This window comes from Mycolicibacterium sediminis, from assembly GCF_010731735.1.
Classification (GTDB): Bacteria; Actinomycetota; Actinomycetes; order Mycobacteriales; family Mycobacteriaceae; genus Mycobacterium; species Mycobacterium sediminis.
In genome coordinates this window covers 3,617,058-3,642,162 of sequence record NZ_AP022588.1, presented here as the reverse complement: position 1 = coordinate 3,642,162, position 25,105 = coordinate 3,617,058, and the positions used below count along the sequence as shown (strand labels likewise).

The window sequence follows — 25,105 nt, the reverse complement described above, 5'->3', positions numbered from 1 at the left end:
CGACGACTCACCCGTCGAGTTCGGCCCGAGCGGATTCGGCCTCGGCGAGTTCGGCGTCGGCTGCCTGGAGGCGGTCGGCCGCGGCGGACGCCGCCTCCTCCGCGCTCTCCAATCTGGCGGTCGCGGTGTCGACTTCGTGTTCGGCCTCGCTGAGTTGCTCGAGCAGGCGCTCGTAGCGTCGTCGAGCGGTCGCCACGATGCGGCGGTGCTCGGCGGCCTCCTTGTCCGACCGGTCATGGTCCGAGCGTGCAGCCTTCGCCTCCTGGGTGGCCTCCTTGACGCGCTTGGCAGCGGCGCGGCGGTCGGCGGCTGACGGCCCCGCGGGCTTGGCGGGCTCGGCAGGCTTGGCGGGCTCGGCGGGCTTGGCGGGTTCAGGCTGAGGCACAGGCTTGGAAGCCTTCGGCGTCGCCCGCGACACCGGCTCGACTGTCGATGGCCCGAATCCGCCGAATCCCGAATATCGTTCGGCCTTCTCGAGCCGACCGAGCCTGGCGGCCACGTCGGGGTCGGCGATCGCAGCCTGCAGCGTGTCGGTCACGTCGTCGCGCAGCGCCGCGGCGGGGTCGTCCAGACCGGCCGCGTCGAATGCGGCACGGACCAACTCGTGCACCAGCTTTCGCTGCCGAGCCGTCAGGTCGCGGACGCGGGGCCCGTCCATCTCGGCGTGCGCGGACCGCAGCCCCTCGCTGAGGTCCGCCAGCCGGGGCGCCGCGGTCTCGTCGGCGCGGACGAGCCGGTTCACCACCCACGCCGCGGTCGTCGGACGTCGAGCGGCGGCGATCTCCTTGGCGGCCTCGGTGTCGCCGCGCTTCTTCGCCGCGGTCGACAGCTCCTTGCGCCGCGCGGTGAACTCCTCGGGCCGGACGCCGTACAGCTCGTTGAGTTCGTCGGTCACAGCGGTGAGGCCCCGCGCAGGTGTTCGAAGATCAGCGAGGTCTGGGTACCGGCCACGTCGCTGTCCGAGTTGAGGTTCTGCACCACGAAGGACCGCAGGTCGTCGGTGTCGCGTGCGGCCACGTGCAGGATGAAGTCGTCGGCGCCCGCCAGGAAGTAGACCTCCATGACCTGCGGCCGCCGCCGGATGTGCTCGATGAAGCCCTCGATCTTGCCGCGGGCGTTCGACTGCAGACTCACCGAGATCATCGCCTGCAGCGACAGACCGATCGCCGAGGGGTCGATGTCCGCGTGGAAACCACGGATGACGCCCACCTCCTGCAGGCGGCGCACCCGTCCGTGGCACGTCGACGCCGCGATGCCGACGAGGTCGGCGAGCGCGCTGTTGGAGATCCGGGCGTCGGCGTGCAGCGCGGTCAGGATGCGGCGGTCCACGTCGTCGAGGTCGACCGCTCGAACATTCTTCGGGGCGACGGCACGGTCGACGGCCGATGTCGATGATTTGATGACCACGACGCGACTTTATCGAATCATCGACGCATCCATTGCGCCTTTTCTTCCCTTTCTTCACAATTTGAGGAGTCGCAACGCCAATCAAGGAGCTAACGTGCGCGTCGGAGTCCCCGCCGAAATCAAGAACAACGAGTACCGAGTCGCCATCACGCCCGCAGGCGTGGCCGAGCTGAGCAATCGTGGTCACGAGGTGCTGATCGAGGCCGGCGCCGGTGCCGGCTCGGCGATCACCGACCAGGACTTCAAGGCCGCCGGCGCGCAGCTGATCGACACGGCAGACGAGGTGTGGGCCGAGGCCGACCTCCTCCTGAAGGTCAAGGAGCCCATCGAGGCCGAATACGGTCGCATGCGCACCGGCCAGACGCTCTTCACCTACCTGCACCTGGCGGCCTCCAAGCCGTGCACCGACGCCCTGATGACGTCCGGCACCACCTCCATCGCCTACGAGACCGTGCAGACCGCCGACCGCGCCCTGCCGTTGCTCGCACCGATGAGCGAGGTCGCGGGCCGACTCGCCGCGCAGGTCGGCGCCTACCACCTGATGCGCACCCACGGCGGCCGCGGCGTCCTCATGGGCGGCGTCCCCGGCGTCGCGCCGGCCAAGGTCGTCGTCATCGGAGGCGGCATGGCCGGCGACAACGCCGCAGCCGTCGCCAAGGGCATGGGTGCCCACGTCACCGTCTTCGACCTCAACGTGAACACCCTGCGCAAGATCGACGCCGAGTACGGCGGCAGCATCGAGACCCGCTACTCCTCGACGCTCGAACTCGAGGACGCCGTCAAGGCCGCCGACCTCGTGATCGGGGCGGTCCTGGTCCCCGGCGCCAAGGCGCCCAAGCTGGTCACCAATTCGACCGTGGCGCAGATGAAGTCCGGCGCGGTGCTGGTCGACATCGCGATCGACCAGGGTGGCTGCTTCGAGGACTCGCGTCCGACCACCCACGACGATCCGACGTTCGCGGTGCACGACACCGTCTTCTACTGCGTCGCCAACATGCCGGGCGCGGTGCCGCGGACGTCCACCTTCGCGCTGACGAACGCCACCATGCCGTACGTGCTCAAGCTCGCCGACAAGGGTTGGCGCGCGGCGTGCCAGGCCGACCCGGCGTTGGCGCGGGGACTCTCCACGCACGAGGGCGCCCTGCTGTCGGAGCAGGTCGCCTCGGATCTGGCGCTGCCCTTCACGGATCCGGCGAGCCTGCTCGCCTGACGCGAGCTTCTTCCCCCTCGCCCGGTCGGTGCACTCGTGCACCGGCCGGGCGATGACATTCTTGACGGGTGTCAAGTACGGTGGGCGCATGACTCTCGCCGACGTGCTCCCCGCCGCGCCGACCACCACCGCCGACGCCCTGGCACTCTTCGATGCGTCGTCCGCCGTCACGCCCGAGTTCATGATCGGGACCTGGCACGGTGACGAGGTGCCCACCGGCCACCCCCTGGACGGGATGCTCGAGGCGAGCGGCTGGTGGGGCAAGCAGTTCGTGGACTCCGAGACCGTGCACCCGCTGCTGTTCCCGACCAAGGATCGCGCCGCGCTGTGGGCACTCAACCCGCTGCTGGCCTTCGGCGGCATGGGCGTGGCCACCAAGATCCCGGCGCTGAAGAAGCAGAACCTGCGCGGCGTGATCAACGTGCTGGACCCCGTGCTGAGCACCCGCGCCCCGAAGGCCCGGCTGCGGACCACGCGCTACCGCGGCGTCGACACCGCGACCATGCTGTACGACCAGCTGCCCATCAACGACGTGTTCCGCCAGCTCGACGACCAGACCGTGCTGGGCGCAATGGACCTGCGCGGCCTGCGCCATCCGTACTTCTTCGTCCTGCGCCGCGACGACTCGCTGCGACTGCGCTAGACGGTCACGTACGGCACGATCAGGGTGGCCAGTTCCCCGATGAGGGGGCGCATCGCCTCGGCGTCCGGGTCGTCGGACCGGGTGCGCGTCATGAACGACAGCAGCAGCCGCTGCCCATCCGGACCGTAGGCGATGCCGACGTCGTTGGTGCTCCCGTAGTCACCGCTGCCGGTCTTGTCGGCGGTCGTCCACCCGGGTCCGAGGCCCGGACGCATGCTGGACGTCTGGTTGCCGCGCATCCATCGGTCGAGCGTGCGGCGCTCGGGCTCGGCCAACGCCTCGCCGGTCAGCATCGAGCGGAAGCCCGACCCGATCGCGCGTGGTGTGCTGGTGTCGCGCGGGTCGCCAGGGACCGCCGCGTTCAACTCCGGCTCCCAGCGGTCGAGCCGGGTCCGGTCGTCGCCGAGCGTGCGCGCGAAGTCGGTGATGCGTGACGGACCACCGATGATGCGCAGCAGCCAGTTGGCCGCGGCGTTGTCGCTGCGCTCGACCGCGGCGACGCACAACTCCTCGATCGTCATGTTCCGGCCGACGCGGGTCTCGGTGATCGGAGAGTTCGGCAGGATGTCGGACTGCTCGATCGTCACCGCATCGGTGAGGTTGAGTTCGCCTGCCGCCGCCTTCTGCAGGACCCGGCCCGCGGCGTACGCCTTGAACGTCGAGCACATCGCGAACGGGTCGTCCGCGCGGTGCGCGACCGACGTCTGCGTGTCGAGGTTCTCCGCGTAGACGCCGACGTACGCGCCGTACGTGCGCTCGAGGGCACCGATGCGGTCCTCGACCGGGGGCATCGGTGGCGCGACGGGCTCCGCCGGCGCGGGCGCCTCGGAGCACGCCGCCAGCGCGGCGAGCGCACCGGCGCCGATCAGCAGGCTGCGCCGCCGCATCAGACCGCCAGGGACTTCAGCGGCTTCGGCAGTGAGCGTCGCGACCGGTGCGGGCCCAGTACCGCGGCACCGAACGGCTGCGAGAGCAGTTGTCCGGCAATGCCGTTGACCTCCTCGAGGGTCACCGCGTCGATCAGGTCCAGCGTCTCGGCGATGGATCGGTGGCTGCCATAGTTCATCTCGCTGCGACCCAGCCGGTGCATGCGCGACGCGGAGTCCTCGAGGCCGAGCACCAGACCGCCACGCAGCGAGCCCTTCGCGATGCGGCACTCCTCCTCGGTGATGCCGTCACGCGCGACGTCGGCGAGCACCTCGGTGGTGACGCGGACGACCTCGTCGAACCGCTCCGGCAGGCAGCCGGCGTACACCGACAGCGCGCCCGCGTCGGAGAACGTGTCGATGGTCGAGTACACCGAGTACGCCAGCCCGCGGGTCTCCCGGATCTGTTGGAACAGACGCGAACTCAGCCCGCCACCGAGCGCACCGTTGAGCACGGCGAGCGCCCAGCGGTGGTCCCAGTGCCTGCCCGGTGTACGCACGCCGAGGAACATGTGGGTCTGCTCGGTGTCCCGGTTGACCAGCTGCAGGGTGGGCTCGGTCGTGATCCTGCCCGTGCCCTTGCGTGGCGGGGTGGGCGCGGTGTCCGCCGCCAACCGCTGCCCGAAGTGCTTGCGGGCCAGGCGCACGACCTTCGCGTGGTCGACGTTGCCCGCCACCGCGAGAACCATGCGTTCCGGCGTATAGCGCCGGACGTGGAACGAGTGCAGTTGCGCGCGAGTCATGTCGGCGACCGACTCGACGCTGCCGATCACCGGCCGCCCCACCGGGTGGTCGCCGAACATCGCCGACAGGAACACGTCGCCGAGGGTGTCCTCGGGATCGTCGTCACGCATGGCGATCTCTTCGAGGACGACGTCGCGTTCGACCTCGACGTCGTCGGCGGCGCACCTGCCACGCAGCACCACGTCGGCCACCAGATCGACCGCGAGTTCGAGGTCGTCGTCGAGCACGTGCGCGTAGTAGCAGGTGTGCTCGCGCGCGGTGAACGCGTTCAGCTCACCGCCGACGGCGTCGACCGCCTGGGCGATCTCGACCGCCGACCGCGTCGGCGTCGACTTGAACAGCAGGTGTTCGAGGAAGTGCGCGGCACCGGCCACGCTGCGTCCCTCGTCGCGTGACCCGACGCCGACCCACAAGCCGACCGACGCCGAGTGCACACCCGGGATGTACTCCGTGACGACGCGCAACCCTCCGGGGAGGGTTGTGCGCCGTACCGAGTCAGCTGTCCGCGGTCGCGGCATCGGCAGGCGCTGCAGCCGCATCCGGGGACGAGCCGTTGGCCGGGGCCTCGGCGGCCTCGTCCTCGGCGACGAGCACCAGCGAGATCTTGCCACGGTTGTCGATGTCGGCGATCTCGACGCGGAGCTTGTCGCCGACCTTCACCACGTCCTCGACCTTGTTGATCCGCTTGCCGCGGCCCAACTTCGAGATGTGGACCAGGCCGTCGCGACCGGGCAGCAGCGAGACGAACGCACCGAAGTCCGTCGTCTTGACCACGGTTCCGAGGAACCGCTCGCCGGTCTTGGGCAGCTGCGGGTTGGCGATGGCGTTGATCTTGTCGATCGCCGCCTGCGCCGCCTCGCCGTTGCTCGCACCGACGAACACCGTGCCGTCGTCCTCGATGGAGATCGACGCGCCGGTCTCCTCGGTGATCGAGTTGATCATCTTGCCCTTCGGCCCGATGACCTCGCCGATCTTGTCGATCGGGACCTTGATGGTCGTGATGCGCGGCGCGTACGGGCTCATCTCGTCGGGCTCGTCGATGGCCTCGGCCATGACCTCGAGGATGGTGATGCGGGCGTCCTTGGCCTGCGCCAGGGCACCGGCCAGCACGCTGGACGGGATGCCGTCGAGCTTGGTGTCGAGCTGCAGCGCGGTGACGAAGTCCTTCGTGCCTGCGCACTTGAAGTCCATGTCGCCGAACGCGTCCTCGGCGCCGAGGATGTCGGTCAGCGTGACGAAGCGACGCTCCGTCTTGCCGTCGACCTCGACGTCGTCGGACACCAGGCCCATCGCGATGCCCGCGACGGGAGCCTTGAGCGGCACGCCGGCGTTGAGCAGCGACAGCGTCGACGCACACACCGAGCCCATCGACGTGGAGCCGTTCGAGCTGAGCGCCTCCGACACCTGCCGGATCGCGTAGGGGAACTCCTCGATGGACGGCAGCACCGGCATCAGCGCACGCTCTGCCAGGGCACCGTGGCCGATCTCGCGGCGCTTGGGCGATCCGACGCGACCGGTCTCACCGGTCGAGTACGGCGGGAAGTTGTAGTGGTGCATGTAGCGCTTGGACGTCTCCGGCCCCAGCGAGTCGATCTGCTGAGCCATCTTGACCATGTCGAGAGTGGTGACGCCCATGATCTGGGTCTCGCCGCGCTCGAAGATCGCACTGCCGTGCGCACGCGGGATGACGGCGACCTCGGCCGACAGCGCGCGGATGTCGGTGATGCCGCGACCGTCGATGCGGAAGTGGTCGGTCAGGATGCGCTGGCGGACCAGCTTCTTGGTCAGCGAGCGGTACGCGGCGCCGATCTCCTTCTCGCGTCCGGCGTAGGTGTCGGCGAGACGTGAGAGCACCTCGGCCTTGATCTCGTCGGTGCGGTCGTTGCGCTCTTCCTTGCCCGCGATCGTCAGTGCCTTCGACAGCTCGTCGGTGGCGACCGAGGACACCGCGTAGAACACGTCGTCCTGGTAGTCGGGGAACAGCGGGTAGTCGGCGGTCTCCTTGCCGGCGGCGGCGGCCAGCTCGGCCTGCGCGTCGCACAGGGCCGCGATGAACGGCTTGGCCGCCTCGAGCCCCTCGGCCACGACGGCCTCGGTCGGAGCCTTGGCGCCACCGGCGACGAGCTCGATGACCCGGTCGGTGGCCTCGGCCTCGACCATCATGATCGCGACGTCGTCACCGGCCTTGCGACCCGCGACGACCATGTCGAACACGGCACCCTCGAGCTGCTCGACGGTGGGGAACGCGACCCACTGGCCGTCGATGAGCGCCACGCGTACGCCACCGACGGGGCCGGCGAACGGCAGACCCGAGATCTGGGTCGAGGCCGACGCCGCGTTGATCGCCAGGACGTCGTACAGGTCCTTGGGGTCCAGGCTCAGGATGGTGACGACGACCTGGATCTCGTTGCGCAGACCCGACACGAACGTCGGGCGCAGCGGCCGGTCGATCAGGCGGCAGGTCAGGATCGCGTCCGTCGAGGGGCGTCCCTCACGGCGGAAGAACGAGCCGGGGATGCGTCCCGCGGCGTACATCCGCTCTTCGACGTCGATGGTCAACGGGAAGAAGTCGAAGTGGTCCTTCGGCGACTTGCCGGCCGTGGTGGCCGACAGGAGCATGGTCTCGTCGTCGAGGTAGGCGACGACGGCGCCGGCGGCCTGCTTGGCCAGCCGACCGGTCTCGAAACGGATGGTGCGGGAGCCGAAGCTCCCGTTGTCGATGACTGCGGTGGCTTCGTAGACGCCGTCTTCGATTTCTACTGCTGACATACGTATGTCGTCCTCTTTGATTCGTGTTCGTCTGTTTCGCGACGTCACGCTCGAGGGACCCGCTGGACTTCGTGACGGCCGTCGATCGAAGCGGCCGGATCTCGGAGATCCGGCAGCCACTACCGAAGACCGCCCATGCGGTCGGGCTCTCGGGGTGACGCACTGGAACGGTCGCGCGGTCGTGCGCGAGACGCACCTTTCGTGCCTCGAGCCGATCGGATGCCGTACGGCTCAAAACAGGTCCATGTTACATGGCGGCAGGTCGCCGACCCGCGAGGTGGCGGTCTTCGGCCTGCTCTCAGCGCACGTCCTCGACGCACACCGTGAACTGACGTTGGTCGTAGGGGTAGCCGACGCCGCTGGCGCACTGGTCGGCGTCGGCCACGTCGGTCAGGATCTCCGTGGCGCGCTGCCGGTGTGGCGCCGAGGTGTCCGTGCAGTCCACCCGGAGGGGATCCGCGTCGTTCTCAGGGTCGATGCTCATGCAGCCGCCGACCACCCAGTCGACGTCCATGCAGATGGTGTTCCCCTCGCCGCTGAACGAACTCTTCGTCGAGTAGTACGAGTCCGCGTCGGAAGGGCAGTCATCGGTGTTCTCCGTGGTCGCAATGACACGGAAGTTCGATGCAGTGCTGCCACATTCGACTCTGGTCGCCTCGGGGCGGTCGGGCGGGCCGCCCACCTTCAGGCAGTCACCCACCCGAATGTCCGCGGCAGCCGCCGACGAACAGCCGGTGAGCAGAGCGCCGGCCACTGCGGCGACGACCACGGCCGCGCGGAGACGCCCGCGCACCACCAGCGTCAGCGACGCAGGCCGAGGCGCTCGATCAGCGAGCGGTAGCGGGCGACGTCGACGGCGGCGACGTACTTGAGCAGGCGGCGGCGACGGCCGACGAGCAGCAGCAGGCCGCGACGCGAGTGGTGGTCGTGCTTGTGCGTCTTCAGGTGCTCGGTGAGGTCGGAGATGCGCTTGGTCAGCATCGCGACCTGGGCTTCGGGCGATCCCGTATCGGTGTCGTGCAGGCCGTACTGGCCGAGGATCTCTTTTTTCTGCTCGGTGGTGAGCGCCATGAAGTTACTCCATCTGTTGGTCCGCGAAGGTGAATTTCTACGCACGGCCGCCGCGAACTGCAGCGCGTGCCGGGTCGCCGGAGAGTCTAACAGGGCGGCGACGCGAGGCGAATTCGTCGCGTCGGGCCGCTCAGAGGCTGTCGGCGAGGATCGCCCGAGCCCGACTCACGTCACCCTCCATCGCGGTGATCAGCTCGTCTACCGAGTCGAACTTCTCCTGCCCGCGCACCCTTGACACGAAGTCGACGGCGACGTGCTGGCCGTAGAGGTCGGCCTCGTTGTCCAGGACGAAGGCCTCGACGGTACGGGTCCGTCCGGAGAACGTCGGGTTGGTGCCCACCGAGACCGCGGACTGGTAGCGCTCCCCCGGCGTCACAGTGCCGACGACCGGGCCGTGGCCCAGCACCGTGAACCAGGCCGCGTAGACGCCGTCGGCGGGGATGGCGGAGTACATCGGCGGTGCGACGTTCGCCGTCGGGAAGCCCAGCACCCTGCCCCGTCCGTCGCCACGGACGACCACGCCCTCGACGCGGTGCGGCCGGCCCAGCGCCTCGCTGGCCGCGGCCATGTCACCGGCGTCCACGCAGGACCGGATGTAGGTGGACGAGAAGGTGACCGACTCGTCGCGGTGGTGTTCGGCGACCAGCGAGATGCCCTCGACGGCGAAGCCGAACCGCTCGCCCGCCTTGCGCAGCATCGCCACGTTGCCCGCGGCCTTCTTGCCGAAGGTGAAGTTCTCGCCGACCACCACCTCCACCACGTGCAGCCGCTCCACCAGGAGTTCGTGGATGTAGCGCTCGGGGGTGAGCTTCATGAAGTCGGTGGTGAACGGCATGACGAGGAAGACGTCGACGCCGAGTTCCTCTGCCAGTTCAGCGCGCCGGGTGAGGGTCGTCAGCTGGGCGGGATGGCTGCCCGGGAAGACGACCTCCATCGGGTGCGGATCGAACGTCATCAGCACCGCCGGGATGTCACGCGCCCGGGCCGCCTTCACGGCATGGCTGATCAGCTCTGCGTGTCCGCGGTGAACCCCGTCGAACACTCCGATGGTGACGACACATCGGCCCCAGTCCGTGGGGATCTCGTCCTGACCCCGCCAGCGCTGCACACCTCAAGCGTACGGCGCTCGGACTCCCGCGGGCGCGCTGGATCCCCGGTTGGGGTGATGAATGCCTAAACTCGATGACCGTGAGTCCTGACGAGAACCCCCGCGACCTGTCGTCGGTCGCCCAGGACTACCTCAAGGTCATCTGGACCGCCCAGGAGTGGTCGCACGAGAAGGTCAGCACCAAGATGCTGGCGGAGCGCATCGGGGTGTCGGCGAGCACGGCCTCCGAGTCGATCCGCAAGCTCGCCGACCAGGGGCTGGTCGACCACGAGAAGTACGGCGCCGTCACCCTGACCGACGCGGGTCGACGCGCCGCGCTGGGCATGGTCCGCAGGCACCGCCTGATGGAGACCTTCCTCGTCAACGAGCTGGGGTACGGCTGGGACGAGGTGCACGACGAGGCCGAGGTGCTCGAGCACGCCGTGTCCGACCGCATGCTCGACCGCATCGACGCCAAGCTCGGCTTCCCCACCCGCGACCCCCACGGCGACCCGATCCCGGCGGCCGACGGCAACGTCCCGACCCCGCCCGCGCGCCAGCTCTCGGTGTGCAACGACGGCGACGCCGGCATCGTCGCCCGGATCTCCGACGCGGACCCCGAGATGCTGCGCTACTTCGACAGCGTCGGCATCAGCCTGGACTCCCGCCTGCGGGTACTGGCGCGCCGCGACTTCGCCGGGATGATCTCGGTCGCGGTCGAGAAGCCGGAGTCGATCGACGACGACGACGTCACGACGGTGGACCTCGGAAGCCCTGCGGCAGAAGCGATCTGGGTCGTCGGCTAGATCACCGACCGCGTGGCAACCGGTCAGGCCGGAAGCGGATCGGGTTCGGACTCGGGTCGAACCTCGGGGTGGAGTTCGACGCGCTCCACGAGGGGTGCGGGCTCGGCGAGGGGTTCGGGCTCGGCGAGGGGTTCGGGTTCCGCGAGCGCGACGTGCAGGTCGCGACGGAAGCGTGCGCTCGCCCGATCCCACCGACGACGCGCGCGATCCGGGTCGTCGTCCACGAAGTCCGCGATGAGGATGCCCCGCAGCGCGTCCATCGCGGTGTAGAGCACGTGCCGCATGTCCCTGCGGGCGGCACGGTCGGAGAGCACCTGCCCGATGGCGGCGATCATCGCGCCGCTCACGACCGGTTCGACCCGCTGGATCTGAGCGGCGAGAACCGGATCGGTCCGGCCCGCGATCCACAGTTCGATGGTCGCCACGAACAGCGGGCCCTGGTGGGCCTCCCACAGGAAGTCGAGCACCGTGGCCGCGGGGTCCGGGCTCTCGCGTACGTCGGCCAGGTCGCGGGCCACGCTCTCCGCCCGCTGCTGCGCCAGATACTCGATGGCCGCCACCACCAGGTCCTCCTTGGCACGGAAGTGATGGATCTGCGCGCCGCGCGTCACGCCCGCCACCTCGGCGACGCGGTGGGTGGTCGTACCGGCGTAGCCGTAGGTCACCAGACAGTCGACGGTGGCGTCCAGCAGCCGCTGACGCATGGCGGCGCTGCGCTCGGCCTGGGTTCGCCGGGCGCCTGCCCCCTCCGTGCCATCACGTGCGCTGACCTGCGGCCCCCTTCCCCGTGCGGGTTCGTGACAGGTTACCTCCTGAACGGCATGTAACCGGGGGCTTCCGACGACGGGGGTGCCGTACGCCGGCGCGGCCCTACTATCCGTGCATGGCGAAACTGGAGCTGTCCCGGAAGTTGGCGTTGTCCCCCGACGAGGCCTGGGCACACGCGTCGAACCTGTCGACGCTCGGCGACTGGCTCTCCATGCACGAGGGCTGGCGCTCGGACCTGCCGGAGACCCTGGAGGTCGGCACGAAGATCGTCGGCGTCGCCGGCGCCAAGGGCATGCGCAACCGCGTCACGTGGACCATCAAGAAGGTCGATCCGCCGAAGCTGCTGGAGATCACCGGCGAGGGCGTGGGCGGCACCAGGTACGCGCTCACCATGAAGGTGTCGCCGTCTGCGGAGGGCTGCGCGTTCAGCGTGAAGGTCGAGTTGGGTGGGGCTCCCCTGTTCGGGCCCATCGGGATGGGGGCCGCGCGCGCCGTCAAGGGTGACATCGAGCGCTCGGTCAGGACCTTCGAGGAGCTGTACGCCTGAGGGCTACAGCGTCGCGGGCCGGATGACCACCACCGACGTGGTCTTCGCCCCGTCGTCGGCGAGCAGGGCCACGACGTCACCCGAGGGCGCGGTGGCCGCGTACGTTCCGTCGATCCCGGCCGGCGCCAGTGCCCTGCCGTGCGTGGCCGACTCCGCCTCCTCCACCGACAACTCCCGGCGCGGGAACGCCAGCAGGCACGCCTCGTCCAGGGACAGGCTCAGCCGCGGCTCGTCGGCCAGTTGCTCGAGGGTGCGTCCCACGTCGAGGCCGAAGCCCCCGACCCGCGTCCGGCGCAGGGCCGTCAGGTGGCCGCCCACGCCGAGCGCGGCGCCGACGTCGCGCGCCAGGGCCCGCACGTAGGTGCCCGACGAGCAGTCCACCTCGACGTCGACGTCGACGAGGTCGCCGGTGCGACGGACGGCCACGACGTCGAAGCGCGAGATCCGCACCGGTCGGGCGGCCAGTTCCACCGACCGGCCCTCCCGGGCCAGCTTGTAGGCGCGCTCGCCGTCGACCTTGATCGCGCTGACCGACGACGGCACCTGGTCGATGGCACCGCGCAGGCCCGCGACCGCGTCTTCGATGGCGGCGTCGGTGACGTGGCCCGCCGGGATCGACTGCAGCAGTTCGCCTTCGGCGTCTTCCGTGGACGTGGACTGGCCGAGCCGGACGGTGGCGGCGTAGGACTTGTCGGTGGCGGTGAGGAGTCCGAGGATCTTCGTGGCACGTTCGATGCCGATGACGAGCACCCCGGTCGCCATCGGATCGAGGGTGCCCGCGTGGCCGACCTTGCGCGTGCCGAACAGGCGCCGGCACCGCCCGACGACGTCGTGGCTCGTCATCCCCCCGGGCTTGTCGACGACGACGATGCCCGGCGCAGGAGGCGCCGTCACAGCACGATCGCCGTGAGGACGAGCCCGTCGCGCACCGACCATCGGCCCCGCAGCAGCTCGAGCGGCGGGCCGTGTTCGGCCGCGGGGTCGACGAGGATGCGCGACGCGAACGTGCCCGCCGACCCCGACCCGTCGACCTCGAAGGCGATGTGCGCGTCCTCGAAGCCGAGCCAGCGGTGCGTCAGCGGGAACCACGCCTTGTACGTCGCCTCCTTGGCGCAGAACAGGATTCGGTCCCAGTGCAGTCCGCGGGCGAGGCCCGCGATCGCGTGACGCTCGGCGGGCAGGCTGACGGCGTCCAGCACTCCCGTCGGCAGCACGCCGTGCGGTTCGGCGTCGATGCCGACCGACCGGACGTCGGTGGCACGTCCCACCACCGCGCCGCGAAACCCCTCACAGTGCGTGAGGCTGCCGACCACGCCCTCGGGCCAGCACGGTTCGCCCTTGTCGCCCTTGAGGATCGGCACCGGAGCCACGCCGAGTTCGTCGAGCGCCTGACGTGCGCAGTACCTCACGGTGACGAACTCGTTGCGACGCTTGGCCACCGCGCGCTGGATGAGCGCCTCCTCCTCCGGCAGCGGCACCAGACCGTCCGGATCGGAGTACAGCTCGGCCGATGCCACCCCGGCGGGCAGGACCGCCGACAGCAGCGCGCTCATCGGGACCGCCGGTCCTTGATCTTCTGTTCCATCTTCTGGACGCTCTCCCGCATCTCGGAGGTGATCTCGAAGTGCCCGCCGAAGTCGTTCAGGTAGCCGGGCGGGTACTGCGGGTCCGGCAGGATCTGCCGAAGCCAGCGATACGGCTTGCGGCGCCGCCACTCCCGCGGGTAGCCGACCGACACCTCTTCGAACCGGACGCCGTCGTACCAGGTGGTGCGCGGGATGTGCAGGTGCCCGTACACCGAGCAGATCGCGTTGTACCGGGTGTGCCAGTCGGCGGTCGCCGTCGTGCCGCACCACATCGCGAACTCGGGATAGAACATCGCGTCGCAGGGTTCGCGCACCAGCGGGAAGTGGTTGACCAGGATGGTCGGCGTCATCCAGTCGAGGTCCTCGAGCTTCTTGCGGGTGGCGCTGACCCGATCCCGGCACCAGGCGTCGCGGGTCGCATACGGCTCCGCGGAGAGCAGGAACTCGTCGGTGCCGACGACGTTGCGCTCCCGCGCGACGGCCAGCCCCTCCGCCTTGGTCGCCGTCCCCTCGGGCAGGAAGCTGTAGTCGTAGAGCAGGAACATCGGCACGATCGTCGCCGGGCCGCCCTCCGCCTCCCACACCGGGAACGGATGCTCCGGGGTCACGATGCCCATCTCGTCGCACATGTTGACGAGGTAGTCGTAGCGGCTGCGCCCGAAGATCTGCATCGGGTCCTTGTTGGTGGTCCACAACTCGTGGTTGCCGGGCACCCAGATGACCTTCGCGAACCGCTTGCGCAGCAGGTCGAGCGACCAGCGGATCTCGTCGGTGCGTTCGGCGACGTCGCCCGCGACGATCAGCCAGTCGTCCGGCGTGGCTGGATACAGCGACTCGGTGACCGGCTTGTTGCCCATGTGCCCGATGTGCAGGTCGCTGACCGCCCACAGCGTGGGTCGCCGACGGGGCGGCTCCGAGACGGATTCTCGATCTTTGGATGTTGGCGCAGACACAACCGTCCAGCCTACTTGCGCATCGGCGGTGGCCTCACCCGGCAACTAGAACCTGTTCTCGTTTACCGTCGTGATCGGGGTCACGGACTTGTACACTCCCGGCAGGCCCAACCATCGAGGGCCACACGACCGCGAGGAGCGCACCGAATGCGACTGACCGCCAGACTGCGGGTCCTGTCCGCGGCGTGCGCACTGGTGGTCGCCGTCGTCGTGGTCGCTCAGACCAACCCGCTGACCGGCGGGGCGGGCGAGCGGGTCGATCTGCGGTCGACGTCCGCGCCGCTCAGTGGGGTGTCGTCGACGATCAAGTGGCCGGTCATCGAGACCGTCGACCCCAAGCCGTTCGATCCGTGCGCCGAGATCCCCCTCGACGTCGTCAAGCGGATCGGCATCGGCTTCACCCCGCCGATCCCCGAGGACGGGTTGCGCTGCCACTACGACGCGGGCAACTACCAGATGGCCGTCGAGGCGTTCGTGTGGCGAACCTACGAGCAGACCCTGCCCGCCGACGCCGTCGAACTCGACGTCCAGGGACACCGCGCCGCCCAGTTCTGGATCATGAAGCCCACCGAGCGCAATAGCCGGTTCTGGATCACGTGCATGATCGCCTTCAAGACCAGCTACGGCGTCCTGCAGCAGTCGCTGTTCTACGCCCCGGTGTACTCCGCCGATGACGTCGACTGCCTGCAGACCAACCTGCAGCGCGCCAACGAACTGGTTCCGTACTACACGTTCTGAGCCGCGCCCGCGATCGCGGCGTGCGTAACCTGCAGACGTGTCCTCCACTCCGAGCGCGTCGACGAGCCGTCCGCCGCTGACGGCCAGGGTCCTCGCCCGCGCCCTGTCCATCCCGTCCCCCACGACGGGTCTCGAGGTCCACCGCGGCGTGCGCGTGCCCATGCGCGACGGCGTGGACCTGATCGCCGACCACTACGAGCCGCTGACGCCGTCGCCCGCGGGCACCATCCTGGTCCGCGCGCCGTACGGTCGCGGCTTCCCGTTCGCCGCCTTCTTCGGCTCGGTGTACGCCACCCGCGGCTATCACGTCGTGTTCCAGAGCGTGCGTGGCACTTACGGATCGGGCGGCGTCTTCTCCCCCATGGTCGACGAGGTCGCCGACGGCGCCGACACCGTCGAGTGGCTGCGCCATCAGCCGTGGTTCACCGGCACGTTCGCGACGATGGGGTTGTCCTACCTCGGGTTCACGCAGTGGGCGCTGCTGATGGACCCGCCGCCGGAGTTGTCGGCCGCCATCATCACCGTGGGCCCGCACGACTTCAGCCGGGCCACCTGGGGTACCGGCGCGTTCACCGTCAACGACTTCCTCGGCTGGAGCGACATGGTGTCGCGGCAGGAGGAGGTGGGCCAGGTCCGCCAGATCGTGCGCCAGGCACGCGCGAACGCGGTCGTGAAACGCACGGCGACACAGGCCCCGATCGGCGAGTCGGGCCGCACCCTGCTCGGCTCCGGCGGGGCGTGGTGGGAGTCGTGGATCACCGATCCCGATAGCGATCCGGAGTTCTGGAACCGGGTAAGCCTGGGCGACGCGCTCGACCGGGTGAACGTCCCGGTGCTGCTGATCGGCGGCTGGCAGGACCTGTTCCTCGAACAGACCCTCGCCCAGTACGCACACCTGCGCGACCGCGGGGTGCCCACCGCGCTCACGGTCGGGTCCTGGACGCACGCCCAGGTGATGACCAAGGGTGCGCCGATCGTGCTCCGGGAATCGCTGAACTGGCTCGACGAACACCTCGCGGGCCGGCCCGCCACGCCCCGTGCGCGGGTCCACGCGCACGTGCACCGCAGCGGCTGGATAGACCTGCCCGACTGGCCGCCGGCGACCACCGCGCAGACGCTGTATCTCACTCCCGCACATGGCCTCTCGGGCACCGCGCCCGACGACGGGGCGGCTCCCTCGACGTTCACCTTCGATCCGTCCGACCCCACGCCGACCATCGGCGGCCGGCTGCTCTCCCCGCAGGGCGGGTACCGCGACGACGGTGCGCTGGCGCTCCGCAGTGACGTCGCCGAGTTCACCGGCGCCGAACTGACCGACGACCTGTACGTCCTCGGCACCCCGGTGGTCGAACTGGCGCACTCCTGCGACAACCCCCACAACGACGTCTTCGTCCGCGTCAGCGAGGTCGACGCAGCGGGACGCTCGCACAACGTGACCGACGGCTTCCGGCGGCTGGTAGGCGATTCCGCGTCGTCGGGCACCGTCCGCCTCGAACTCGACGACGTCGCCCACCGGTTCACCGCCGGGTCGCGGATCCGGCTGCTGGTGGCCGGCGGTTCCCACCCTCGCTTCGTGCGCAACCTCGGCACCGACGAACCCGTCGCCACCGGGACGCGGATGGCGACGGCCACGCACACCGTCCATCACGGCGCGGGCGGGCTGTCGACCCTCGTACTGCCGGTGGGCAGTCCCTCAGCCGACTGACGACCGGACCTGCTCGGCGACGTCGGCCAGGCGTGCGTCGTCGACGACGGGATCGCCCCACTCAGGGTCGAGCGGCAGGCCCACCCAGCTGGTGCACCCGGCGTAGTCGGGCGTGCGCACCAGCGTCCTCGGCGTGACGAGTGGCCGCACCGCGACCACGAGGACGGTGAGTCGGTGTCGGGGCCGGAAGTCGAGGCGGTCGGCACGCACGGATTCGCTGGTCCAGATGTGGTGACCGGCGATCGCGTCCAGTCCCTCCGGGCGCTCGACGGCAACGGCGCCGACGACCCTCGCGCCCGCGCGAACGACGACGGCGGCCTCCGTACTGTCCGGGGCGGACGCGTCGAGCAGGTCGCGGTGTTCCGGACGCACGCGTTCGGCGTGACCGTGCGCGATGGTCGGGAAGAACACGAACTCCGATGCCGTCAGGTCGAAGCGCTTCTCGCCGATGCCGCCCTTGCGCAGCAGGACCGTCTGCCGACCGTCGAGCATGGCGTGGACGGCGGCGCTCCACTCCTTGAGCGCGGGTGTGCTCACTCCACCCTGGCCGCGCGGGCCTCGATGCGGGCGCGCACCTCGGGCCGGCGCAGCGGTGGCACGGTCTTGGGCGGCTGACGGCGCGGCGGCAGCGCCGAGAGCAGGCGCAGGGTGGTCGCGGTGACCTCGGCGACGGCGACCTCGAACACGTCTTCGTTGGCCGCCGTCGGGCGGGTGATCCCGCTGACCTTGCGGACGTACTGCCGTGCGGCCGCCTCGATCTCTTCGTCGGTGGCTGCGGGTTCGAGGCCGCGCAGCTCGGTGATGTTCCGGCACATGCCTCAACGATAGGTCGCTACGGTGGCCTCGTGCCCGACACCACCGACGTCCTGCTGATCGACACCACCGACCGCGTGCGCACGCTGACGCTGAACCGACCGCAGGCGCGCAACGCGCTGTCGTCGGAACTGCGGACCGCGTTCTACGCCGCGCTGCACGACGCGGAGGCCGACGACGACGTCGACGTGGTGATCCTCACCGGCGCGGACCCGGTGTTCTGCGCGGGTCTGGACCTCAAGGAACTCGGTGGCAGCACCCAGCTGCCCGACATCTCGCCGAAGTGGCCCTCGATGCGCACGCCGGTCATCGGCGCGATCAACGGCGCCGCCGTCACCGGTGGGCTCGAACTGGCGCTCTACTGCGACATCCTGATCGCCTCCGAGCACGCGCGGTTCGCCGACACCCACGCCCGCGTCGGCCTGCTGCCGACCTGGGGGCTGTCCGTGCGGCTGCCGCAGAAGGTCGGCATCGGCATGGCCCGCCGGATGAGCCTGACCGGCGACTACCTGTCCGCCCAGGAGGCGCTGCGTACCGGGCTGGTCACCGAGGTGGTGCCGCACGACGATCTGCTGCCCGCCGCGCGCCGGGTGGCCGCGTCGATCGTCGGCAACAACCCGCGGGCGGTCCGAGCGCTGCTCGAGTCCTACCACCGCATCGACGACGAGCAGACCGGCGCCGGGCTGTGGCTGGAGGCGCAGTCGGCGACCCGGTGGATGCGCGAGACCAGCGGCGACGACGTGGCCGAGAGCCGGGCCGCCGTGTTCGAACGGGGTCGCGCGCAGGTGCGCTGAGCCGCTCTCCCCTCTTCGGCGAGCGTGCGTGTCTGCGGGCGACACGCCGGGCTCGACGACGACTTCACGCACGCTCGCGGAGAACGTCAGGGGCGCTTGCTGGGCAGGACCCGGTCCTGTTGGCGCCGCTGTACGGTTTCGAGCGGAGCACGGCATCGCTCGCCCGAACGTCTTCGTCGAAGATCTCGACCTTGACGTCGAAGCGGTAGCCGGCGGTGGACATGGTCACGGGTCACGGATTGAACGATTCCCAGTCGACGAGCTGTGTGGCGGTCACCGGCACTCCGCCCCGGTGACTCCCTGCCTGCCGAAGGCATCGGACCCGCGAGCGTGCGCAGAGTCAGGTGCGGACGCGGCGTGTCGCCCGCAGACTGGGGCACCCCGCTTGCGGGGAGCACGCTCGCGGGAGGAGCGCTCACCACCTCAGGCGGTGCCGGCCACCAGCCAACGGCCGGAGACGGCGCGCCATCCGACGAACGCCAGGCGCAGCACCATGAACGTGGTGAGCCCGGACCAGATCCCGAGTAGCCCCCAGCCGAACACCAGCGACAACCAGATCAGCGGCAGGAACCCGACGAGCGCGCTGGCCAGCGTGGCGTTGCGCATGAACTTCGCGTCCCCCGCGCCGAGCAGCACGCCGTCGAGCGCGAACACGACTCCCGCGACGGGCAGCTGGGCGACCAAGAACCACCACGGCACCCCGATCTCGTCGAGGACGGCACGGTCGCTGGTGAACAGCGTCGGCACCACCGTGGCGCCCAGCGCGAACGACGCGGCGAGCAGCACCCCGGCCAGCGCGGAGAACACCGTCACCCGCCACGCCACCGACTTCGCATGCGCCAGGTGGCCCGCGCCCAGCGCCGCGCCGACGAGGGACTGTGCCGCGATCGCCAGCGAATCAAGTACCAGCGCAAGGAAACTCCACAGCTGCAGCACCACCTGGTGTGCCGCGACGGCGGCAGCACCGAAGCGCGCGGCGACCGCGGCGGCCGAGACGAAGCACGCCTGGAAGGCCAACGTGCGCACCATAAGGTCGCGGCCCATGACCACCTGGGCGCGCAGGATGCCGACGTCGACGCGCCGGGGCACCCGCTCCACGAGCAGCGCGCGGCAGAACAGCAGCGCCGCCCACCACTGTCCGACCAGGTTGGCCACCGCCGACCCGGCCAGCTCGAGCCGTGGCATGCCCAGCCAGCCGTACACCAGCAGCGGGCACAGGACCGCCGACACCGCGAACCCCGTCACGACGTAGCGCAGCGGTCGCACCGTGTCCTGCACGCCGCGCATCCAGCCGTTGCCCGCCAACGAGATCAGGATGGCGGGGGCGCCGAAGATCGCGATCCGCAGCCACGGCAGCGCCTCCGCGGCGATGTCGCCACCGTCGGCGATGACCGTCACGATCGGCGTCGCCGCCACCTGCACCACCGCGACGACGACCACCCCGATCCCCACCGCGAGCCAGGTGGCCTGCACGCCCTCCCGGATGGCCGACGTGCGGTCGCCCGCACCGAAGTAGCGCGCCGAGCGCGCCGTCGTCCCGTAGGAGAGGAAGTTCAGCTGCGAGGACACCAGCGACAGCACCAGGCCGCCGATGGCGAGACCCGCGATGGCGAGCGCCCCGAGGCGACCGACCACCGCGAGGTCGAACAGCAGGTAGAGCGGTTCTGCGGCCAGCACGCCGAGCGCGGGGAAGGCGAGACCGGCGATGCGGCGACCCGTCGCCGGCGGCAGGTCGGCGGGCTCAGCCAAGTCCCGGGTCAGCCGAGGGCATGGGTTAGCGCCTTGACGACGTCGTCCGCGGGCCCGGTGGCCGAGAAGCCGGCGGCCAGACGGTGCCCTCCGCCGCCGAAGCCGCTGGCGACCGCCGCGAGGTCGACTTCCGACTTGGCGCGCATCGACACCGACCACTGCTCGGGTTCGATCTCCTTGAGCACCGCGGCCACTTCGGCCTGGGAGGTGGTCCGCACGATGTCGACGATGCTCTCCACCTCCTCGGGCCGAGCGTTGGCCAGCTCCCGGTGGGGCACGACGGCGTAGACGAAGCCGAGGCCTCCGACGGCGGCGGGCACCAGGCACGCCGTCGCCAGCACCCGAGAGAGCAGCGGGAGCCAGGAGAACGGGTGGGTGTCGAGGAGGGTGCGACTGATCGACGCGTTGTCGACGCCGAGTTCGACGAGCCGAGCGGCCAGGCGGTGCGCCCGCGCCGAGGCCCAGCGGAACGACCCGGTGTCGGTGGTGAGACCGGCGTAGAGGCAGTGCGCGACGGGCCGGTCGATCGGCTCGTCCCAGGCGTCGAGCAGCTCCGCGACCATCATCGTCGTCGAGTCGGCCGACGAGTCGACGTAGTTGGCGGTGCCGAAGAGCCGGTTGGAGGCGTGGTGATCGATCACCAGGACCTCGCGGTCGGCGTCGGCCAGACCGGCCAGGGCGCCGAGCCGGTTCACGCTCGGGATGTCGACGGTCACGACGAGGTCGGGATCACCGCGCATCTCCGACGGCGCCACCAGGAGGTGGCCACCGGGCAGCGACTGCAGGGATTCGGGCAGGTCGGCGGGTGCGGCGAACGCCACCTGGACCGACTTGCCGGACCGCTCGAGGACCAACGCGAGCGCCAGCCCCGCGCCGATGGTGTCGGCGTCGGGGAAGACGTGGCAGACGACGGCCACGCTCGCGGCTGCCCCGAGGAGGGCCGCGGCCCCGTGCGCGTCGACGCGGTTCGCCGCAGCGGGCGACTCAGTCGTCGGTTCGATCGCGGTCACGGGCGTCCTCGGGGTCGAACTCAGCGGACATCTCTCGGTCAAGCACGTCTGCCTCCCCGTCCGATTCGTCTCCCCCGGACACACGGTACGGGTCGGCCTCGCCGGCCGGTGTGGCCCCCTCGCGGATCCGCGCGAGGTCCGCATCCGCGGCCCGCGCACGGGCCAGGAGTTCCTCCATGTGCGCCGAAGTCTCCGGCACCTTGTCGAGCACGAACGCCAGCGTCGGGGTGAACCGCACACCGGTGGCCGCACCGACCTTGCTCCGGAGGATCCCCCTCGCCCGCTCGAGGGCCGCCGCCGCACCCGCATAGTCGGGTTCGTCCTGCAGCGTCTCGCCGCGGACGGTGTAGTACACCGTCGCGTCGTGAAGGTCTCCCGTGACCTTCGTGTCCGTGACGGTCACGAAGGCCAACGGGGGATCCTTGATCTCGAACTCGATGGCCGAGGCCACGACCGTGCCGATGCGCTTGGAGAGCCTGCGGGCCCGTCCGACATCGACCATCAGGTACGTGCTTTCTCGACGAGTTCGTACGCCTCGATGACGTCGCCTTCCTTGATGTCGTTGTAGGTGAGCGTCAGACCACATTCGTAGCCGTCGCGCACCTCCGTGGCATCGTCCTTCTCGCGCTTCAGCGACGAGATGGTGACGGTCTCGGCGACCACGATGTTGTCACGCAGCAGACGCGCCTTGGCGTTGCGCCGCATGATGCCCGACGTGACGAGGCAACCGGCGATGTTGCCGACCTTCGAACTGCGGAAGATCGCGCGGATCTCGGCGCGGCCGAGTTCCTTCTCCTCGTAGATCGGCTTGAGCATGCCTCGCAGCGCACTCTGGATCTCGTCGATCGCCTGGTAGATCACCGAGTAGTACCGGATGTCCACGCCTTCGCGGTTGGCCAGCTCGGTGGCCTTGCCCTCGGAGCGCACGTTGAACCCGATGATGATCGCGTTCGAGGCCGACGCCAGGTTGACGTTGGTCTCGGTGACGCCACCGACACCGCGGTCGATGACGCGCAGCTCCACCTCGTCGTCGATCTCGATCCCGAGCAGGGCCTCCTCCAGCGCCTCCACGGTGCCGGAGTTGTCGCCCTTCAGGATCAGGTTGAGCTGGCTGGTCTCCTTCAGCGCGGCGTCCAGGTCGTCCAGGCTGATGCGCTTGCGCGTCCGTGCGGCGAGCGCGTTGCGCTTGCGTGCACTTCGGCGGTCCGCGATCTGACGGGCGATCCGGTCCTCGTCGACGACCAGCAGGTTGTCACCCGCACCGGGCACCGACGTGAAGCCGATGACCTGGACGGGACGGGACGGCAGCGCCTCGGCGACGTCCTCGCCGTGCTCGTCGACCATGCGACGGACGCGGCCGTAGGCGTCGCCCGCCACGATCGAGTCGCCGACACGCAGGGTGCCGCGCTGGATGAGCACGGTGGCGACGGGACCGCGGCCACGGTCGAGGTGTGCCTCGATCGCCACGCCCTGCGCCTCCATGTCCGGGTTGGCCCGGAGGTCCAGCGACGCGTCGGCGGTGAGGATCACCGCTTCCAGCAGGGCGTCGATGTTGGTGCCCTGCTTGGCCGAGATGTCGACGAACATCGTGTCGCCGCCGTACTCCTCGGCGACGAGGTTGTACTCGGTGAGCTGTGCCCGGATCTTGCTCGGGTCGGCGCCCTCCTTGTCGATCTTGTTGACCGCGACCACGATCGGCACGTCGGCGGCCTGCGCGTGGTTGATGGCCTCCACCGTCTGCGGCATGACGCCGTCGTCGGCCGCGACCACCAGGATCGCGATGTCGGTGGCCTTCGCACCACGGGCACGCATGGCGGTGAACGCCTCGTGGCCGGGGGTGTCGATGAAGGTGACGAGCCGCTCGTTGCCCTCCAGTTCGGTGAGGACCTGGTAGGCGCCGATGTGCTGGGTGATGCCGCCGGCCTCGCCCTCGCGGACGGTGGCGTTGCGGATCGTGTCCAGCAGGCGGGTCTTGCCGTGGTCGACGTGACCCATGACGGTGACCACCGGCGGACGGAACTCGAGGTCGTCCTCGCCGCCCTCGTCCTCGCCGTAGGTGAGGTCGAACGACTGCAGCAGCTCGCGGTCCTCGTCCTCCGGCGACACGACCTGGACGACGTAGTTCATCTCGCCGCCGAGCAGCTCCAGCGTCGAGTCGTCCACCGACTGCGTGGCGGTGACCATCTCACCGAGGTTGAACAGCGCCTGCACCAGCGAGGCCGGGTTGGCGTTGATCTTGTCGGCGAAGTCCACCAGGGACGCGCCGCGGGCGAGCCGGATGACCTCGCCGTTGCCGTGTGGCAACCGCACGCCACCGACGACCGGTGCCTGCATGTTCTCGTACTCGGCGCGTTTTGCCCGCTTCGACTTGCGGCCACGACGGACCGCGCCGCCGGGACGACCGAACGCACCGGCAGCTCCGCCGCGCTGGCCGGGACGACCACCGCCGCCACCGCCGCCGGGACGACCGCGGAATCCGCCGCCGGCACCAGCCGGGGCTCCGCCGCCACCGCCGGCGCCGCCGCCGCGGTAGTTACCGCCACCGCCGGCACCGGGAGGACCACCCGGGCGACCGCCACCGCCACCGGGACCACGGCCGCCGGGAGCGGGACGCGGACCACCGGGACGACCCATGGCACCGGGTCGTGCGCCGGGCGGGCGCGGGGGCATGTTGCCGGGCGTCGCGCCGGGACGGGGACCGCCACCGGGACGCGGACCACCGGGGCCCGCTGCGGGACGGGGCCCACCGGGGCCTGCCGCGCCGGGACGCGGAGCGGGCCGTTCGACCGGCTGCTGCGACGAGAAGGGGTTGTTGCCGACGCGCGGCGTGCGCGCGGCGGGCTTGGGCGCACCGGGCCGGGGACCGGGGGTCGGGCCTGCTGCGCGGGGGGCCTCGCCGGCGGCGGGCTGTGCGGCTGCCGCAGGTGCGGCGGGCGCGGCCGGTGCTGCCGGAGGTGCCGCGGGAGCGGGCGGAGCCGCCGGAGGGGCGGCGGGCGGTGCCGGGGGCGCCGCTGCGGTGGCCGGTGCCGGCGCAGCCGGCTTGGGGCCACCTGGCTTCGGGGCCGTGGAGACGGCGCCGTCCGAGGTGGGCCGGGGGGCTGCGGGCTTGGGCGACGAGGGTGTCGCGGGTGCTGCGGATCCGTTGCCCGACGGGGCCTTGGCGGGCTTGCCGCCGCCCAGCGCCTCACGTAGCCGGCGCGCGACGGGGGCCTCCACGGTGGAGGACGCCGACTTGACGAATTCGCCTTGCTCACTCAGACGAGCGAGTACTTCCTTGCTGGTGACACCGAGTTCCTTTGCCAACTCGTGCACGCGGGCCTTGCCTGCCACTACATCTCCTGTCTGGAGACACGGCGGTGGGTGGCCGCGCCTCGGGTTTAGCTATGACGCATGGTCATCGGAACTTCACGGTGTGCTCATGTTCTTCGCTACCTGTTCTGTTGCCGGGTGGACCGTTCCGTGCCGCCCTCGAACTCGACGGCGTAGTGCTGGACCACCGCGGATGTGTCCGGCGGACCGGTGATGCGCAACGCTCGGGTGAACGCTCGCCGTCGGATCGCGGTGTCGAGACACTGCTGGTCGGGATGCAACCACGCACCCCGCCCGGGCAGATTACCCGCTGAGTCAACGGTCAGGACGTATTCGCCATTCCCGTCCGACTCGGCGGTGACACGGAGCAAGTCGACGGCCAACTCTCGTCCCCGGCACCCGATGCACGTCCGGATCGGGCCCTGGGGCCGTCCGATCGGCGTCGAGGCAGAGGTCTCGCGCTGGATCAC

General features: G+C 70.3%; 26 protein-coding genes and 1 pseudogene. 7 read left to right on the top strand and 20 right to left on the bottom strand.

The genetic code is table 11. The annotated features are described in order from the left end of the window. Positions 1–7: 7 nt before the first annotated feature. Both G6N64_RS17370 and aldR read right to left on the bottom strand, forming a co-directional pair. Entirely contained in the window at positions 8–895 is an 888-nt protein-coding gene (locus G6N64_RS17370; RefSeq protein ID WP_163798181.1) for a hypothetical protein, read from the bottom strand. Further along, positions 892–1,401 (bottom strand): HTH-type transcriptional regulator AldR, encoded by a 510-nt coding sequence (aldR, locus tag G6N64_RS17365; protein ID WP_409370749.1) that lies wholly within the window; start codon positions 1,399–1,401, stop codon positions 892–894. Before aldR ends, G6N64_RS17370 begins: the two co-directional genes overlap by 4 nt. A gap of 100 nt (positions 1,402–1,501) precedes the next feature. Between aldR and ald the strand changes: the two genes are divergently transcribed. Continuing rightward, positions 1,502–2,617 (top strand): alanine dehydrogenase, encoded by a 1,116-nt coding sequence (gene ald / locus G6N64_RS17360; protein WP_163798177.1) that lies wholly within the window; start codon positions 1,502–1,504, stop codon positions 2,615–2,617. A gap of 88 nt (positions 2,618–2,705) precedes the next feature. Continuing rightward, positions 2,706–3,260 (top strand): DUF4334 domain-containing protein, encoded by a 555-nt coding sequence (locus G6N64_RS17355; RefSeq protein WP_163798175.1) that lies wholly within the window; start codon positions 2,706–2,708, stop codon positions 3,258–3,260. Here the strand turns inward: G6N64_RS17355 and bla are convergent. From bla to G6N64_RS17325, 6 genes are all read right to left on the bottom strand, one after another. Then, positions 3,257–4,147 (bottom strand): class A beta-lactamase, encoded by an 891-nt coding sequence (gene bla / locus G6N64_RS17350; RefSeq protein ID WP_163798173.1) that lies wholly within the window; start codon positions 4,145–4,147, stop codon positions 3,257–3,259. The two genes, G6N64_RS17355 and bla, sit on opposite strands and share 4 nt — an antisense overlap. Beyond that, on the bottom strand, positions 4,147–5,469 hold the full coding sequence (locus G6N64_RS17345) for a M16 family metallopeptidase (protein ID WP_246230690.1): 1,323 nt from the start codon (positions 5,467–5,469) through the stop codon (positions 4,147–4,149). The genes bla and G6N64_RS17345 overlap by 1 nt, the downstream gene beginning before the upstream one ends. Then, positions 5,426–7,699, bottom strand: a complete 2,274-nt coding sequence (locus tag G6N64_RS17340) for a polyribonucleotide nucleotidyltransferase (RefSeq protein ID WP_163798171.1) — start codon at positions 7,697–7,699, stop codon at positions 5,426–5,428. The genes G6N64_RS17345 and G6N64_RS17340 overlap by 44 nt, the downstream gene beginning before the upstream one ends. 298 nt (positions 7,700–7,997) lie before the next feature. Then, positions 7,998–8,492, bottom strand: a complete 495-nt coding sequence (gene lppU / locus G6N64_RS17335) for an LppU family putative lipoprotein (RefSeq protein ID WP_163798169.1) — start codon at positions 8,490–8,492, stop codon at positions 7,998–8,000. Positions 8,493–8,500: 8 nt separating this feature from the next. After that, positions 8,501–8,770, bottom strand: a complete 270-nt coding sequence (rpsO, locus tag G6N64_RS17330; RefSeq protein ID WP_163798167.1) for a 30S ribosomal protein S15 — start codon at positions 8,768–8,770, stop codon at positions 8,501–8,503. Between the two features lie 130 nt (positions 8,771–8,900). Further along, positions 8,901–9,878, bottom strand: coding sequence for a bifunctional riboflavin kinase/FAD synthetase (locus G6N64_RS17325; RefSeq protein WP_163798165.1), 978 nt, complete (start codon positions 9,876–9,878; stop codon positions 8,901–8,903). An 80-nt stretch (positions 9,879–9,958) separates the two neighbouring features. Here G6N64_RS17325 and mntR point away from each other — a divergent pair, with 80 nt between their 5' ends. After that, on the top strand, positions 9,959–10,663 hold the full coding sequence (mntR, locus tag G6N64_RS17320; protein ID WP_163798163.1) for a manganese-binding transcriptional regulator MntR: 705 nt from the start codon (positions 9,959–9,961) through the stop codon (positions 10,661–10,663). Between the two features lie 164 nt (positions 10,664–10,827). On the opposite strand, the pseudogene G6N64_RS17315 reads toward mntR, so the two are convergent. After that, positions 10,828–11,367 (bottom strand): annotated as a pseudogene (locus G6N64_RS17315) (TetR/AcrR family transcriptional regulator); the annotation flags it as partial. Positions 11,368–11,546: 179 nt separating this feature from the next. Between G6N64_RS17315 and G6N64_RS17310 the strand changes: the two are divergent. Further along, complete coding sequence (locus tag G6N64_RS17310; protein ID WP_163798161.1) at positions 11,547–11,978, top strand: type II toxin-antitoxin system Rv0910 family toxin; 432 nt, start codon at positions 11,547–11,549, stop codon at positions 11,976–11,978. 3 nt (positions 11,979–11,981) lie between these two features. Here G6N64_RS17310 and truB read toward each other — a convergent pair whose 3' ends face one another. From truB to G6N64_RS17295, 3 genes are read right to left on the bottom strand one after another with little or no spacing between them, the layout of a single operon-like run. Beyond that, positions 11,982–12,914 (bottom strand): tRNA pseudouridine(55) synthase TruB, encoded by a 933-nt coding sequence (gene truB, locus G6N64_RS17305; RefSeq protein ID WP_163798159.1) that lies wholly within the window; start codon positions 12,912–12,914, stop codon positions 11,982–11,984. Then, positions 12,869–13,531: a 4'-phosphopantetheinyl transferase PptT gene (pptT, locus tag G6N64_RS17300; RefSeq protein WP_163798157.1), complete on the bottom strand. Its 663-nt coding sequence runs from the start codon at positions 13,529–13,531 to the stop codon at positions 12,869–12,871. Before pptT ends, truB begins: the two co-directional genes overlap by 46 nt. Further along, a complete protein-coding gene (locus tag G6N64_RS17295; protein ID WP_409370735.1) occupies positions 13,528–14,517 on the bottom strand; it encodes an ACP phosphodiesterase PptH in 990 nt (329 codons plus the stop codon). The genes pptT and G6N64_RS17295 overlap by 4 nt, the downstream gene beginning before the upstream one ends. 153 nt (positions 14,518–14,670) lie before the next feature. Here G6N64_RS17295 and G6N64_RS17290 point away from each other — a divergent pair, with 153 nt between their 5' ends. Both G6N64_RS17290 and G6N64_RS17285 read left to right on the top strand, forming a co-directional pair. After that, positions 14,671–15,255, top strand: a complete 585-nt coding sequence (locus G6N64_RS17290) for a DUF3558 domain-containing protein (protein WP_163801892.1) — start codon at positions 14,671–14,673, stop codon at positions 15,253–15,255. A 37-nt stretch (positions 15,256–15,292) separates the two neighbouring features. Beyond that, positions 15,293–16,960, top strand: coding sequence for a CocE/NonD family hydrolase (locus G6N64_RS17285; RefSeq protein WP_246230689.1), 1,668 nt, complete (start codon positions 15,293–15,295; stop codon positions 16,958–16,960). Here G6N64_RS17285 and G6N64_RS17280 read toward each other — a convergent pair. Both G6N64_RS17280 and G6N64_RS17275 read right to left on the bottom strand, forming a co-directional pair. Continuing rightward, entirely contained in the window at positions 16,949–17,497 is a 549-nt protein-coding gene (locus tag G6N64_RS17280; RefSeq protein ID WP_163798155.1) for a DUF1802 family protein, read from the bottom strand. The genes G6N64_RS17285 and G6N64_RS17280 overlap by 12 nt on opposite strands. After that, positions 17,494–17,775 (bottom strand): DUF2277 domain-containing protein, encoded by a 282-nt coding sequence (locus G6N64_RS17275; RefSeq protein WP_163798153.1) that lies wholly within the window; start codon positions 17,773–17,775, stop codon positions 17,494–17,496. The genes G6N64_RS17280 and G6N64_RS17275 overlap by 4 nt, the downstream gene beginning before the upstream one ends. 30 nt (positions 17,776–17,805) lie before the next feature. Between G6N64_RS17275 and G6N64_RS17270 the strand changes: the two genes are divergently transcribed. Further along, positions 17,806–18,567, top strand: a complete 762-nt coding sequence (locus tag G6N64_RS17270) for an enoyl-CoA hydratase (RefSeq protein WP_163798151.1) — start codon at positions 17,806–17,808, stop codon at positions 18,565–18,567. Positions 18,568–18,631: 64 nt separating this feature from the next. Here G6N64_RS17270 and G6N64_RS17265 read toward each other — a convergent pair whose 3' ends face one another. The 6 genes from G6N64_RS17265 to G6N64_RS17240 all read right to left on the bottom strand — a co-directional run bounded on the left by G6N64_RS17265 (position 18,632) and on the right by G6N64_RS17240 (position 25,105). Next, entirely contained in the window at positions 18,632–18,796 is a 165-nt protein-coding gene (locus G6N64_RS17265; RefSeq protein ID WP_163798149.1) for a hypothetical protein, read from the bottom strand. A 194-nt stretch (positions 18,797–18,990) separates the two neighbouring features. Continuing rightward, positions 18,991–20,316 carry an MATE family efflux transporter gene (locus G6N64_RS17260; protein ID WP_163798147.1) on the bottom strand — a complete coding sequence of 442 codons (1,326 nt, stop codon included), beginning with the start codon at positions 20,314–20,316 and terminating at the stop codon, positions 18,991–18,993. Between the two features lie 8 nt (positions 20,317–20,324). Next, positions 20,325–21,326 carry a DHH family phosphoesterase gene (locus G6N64_RS17255; RefSeq protein WP_163798145.1) on the bottom strand — a complete coding sequence of 334 codons (1,002 nt, stop codon included), beginning with the start codon at positions 21,324–21,326 and terminating at the stop codon, positions 20,325–20,327. Next, positions 21,301–21,828 carry a 30S ribosome-binding factor RbfA gene (gene rbfA, locus G6N64_RS17250; protein ID WP_163798143.1) on the bottom strand — a complete coding sequence of 176 codons (528 nt, stop codon included), beginning with the start codon at positions 21,826–21,828 and terminating at the stop codon, positions 21,301–21,303. Before rbfA ends, G6N64_RS17255 begins: the two co-directional genes overlap by 26 nt. Continuing rightward, complete coding sequence (gene infB, locus G6N64_RS17245) at positions 21,828–24,656, bottom strand: translation initiation factor IF-2 (protein ID WP_163798141.1); 2,829 nt, start codon at positions 24,654–24,656, stop codon at positions 21,828–21,830. Before infB ends, rbfA begins: the two co-directional genes overlap by 1 nt. Positions 24,657–24,754: 98 nt before the next feature. Next, entirely contained in the window at positions 24,755–25,105 is a 351-nt protein-coding gene (locus G6N64_RS17240) for a YlxR family protein (protein ID WP_197748278.1), read from the bottom strand.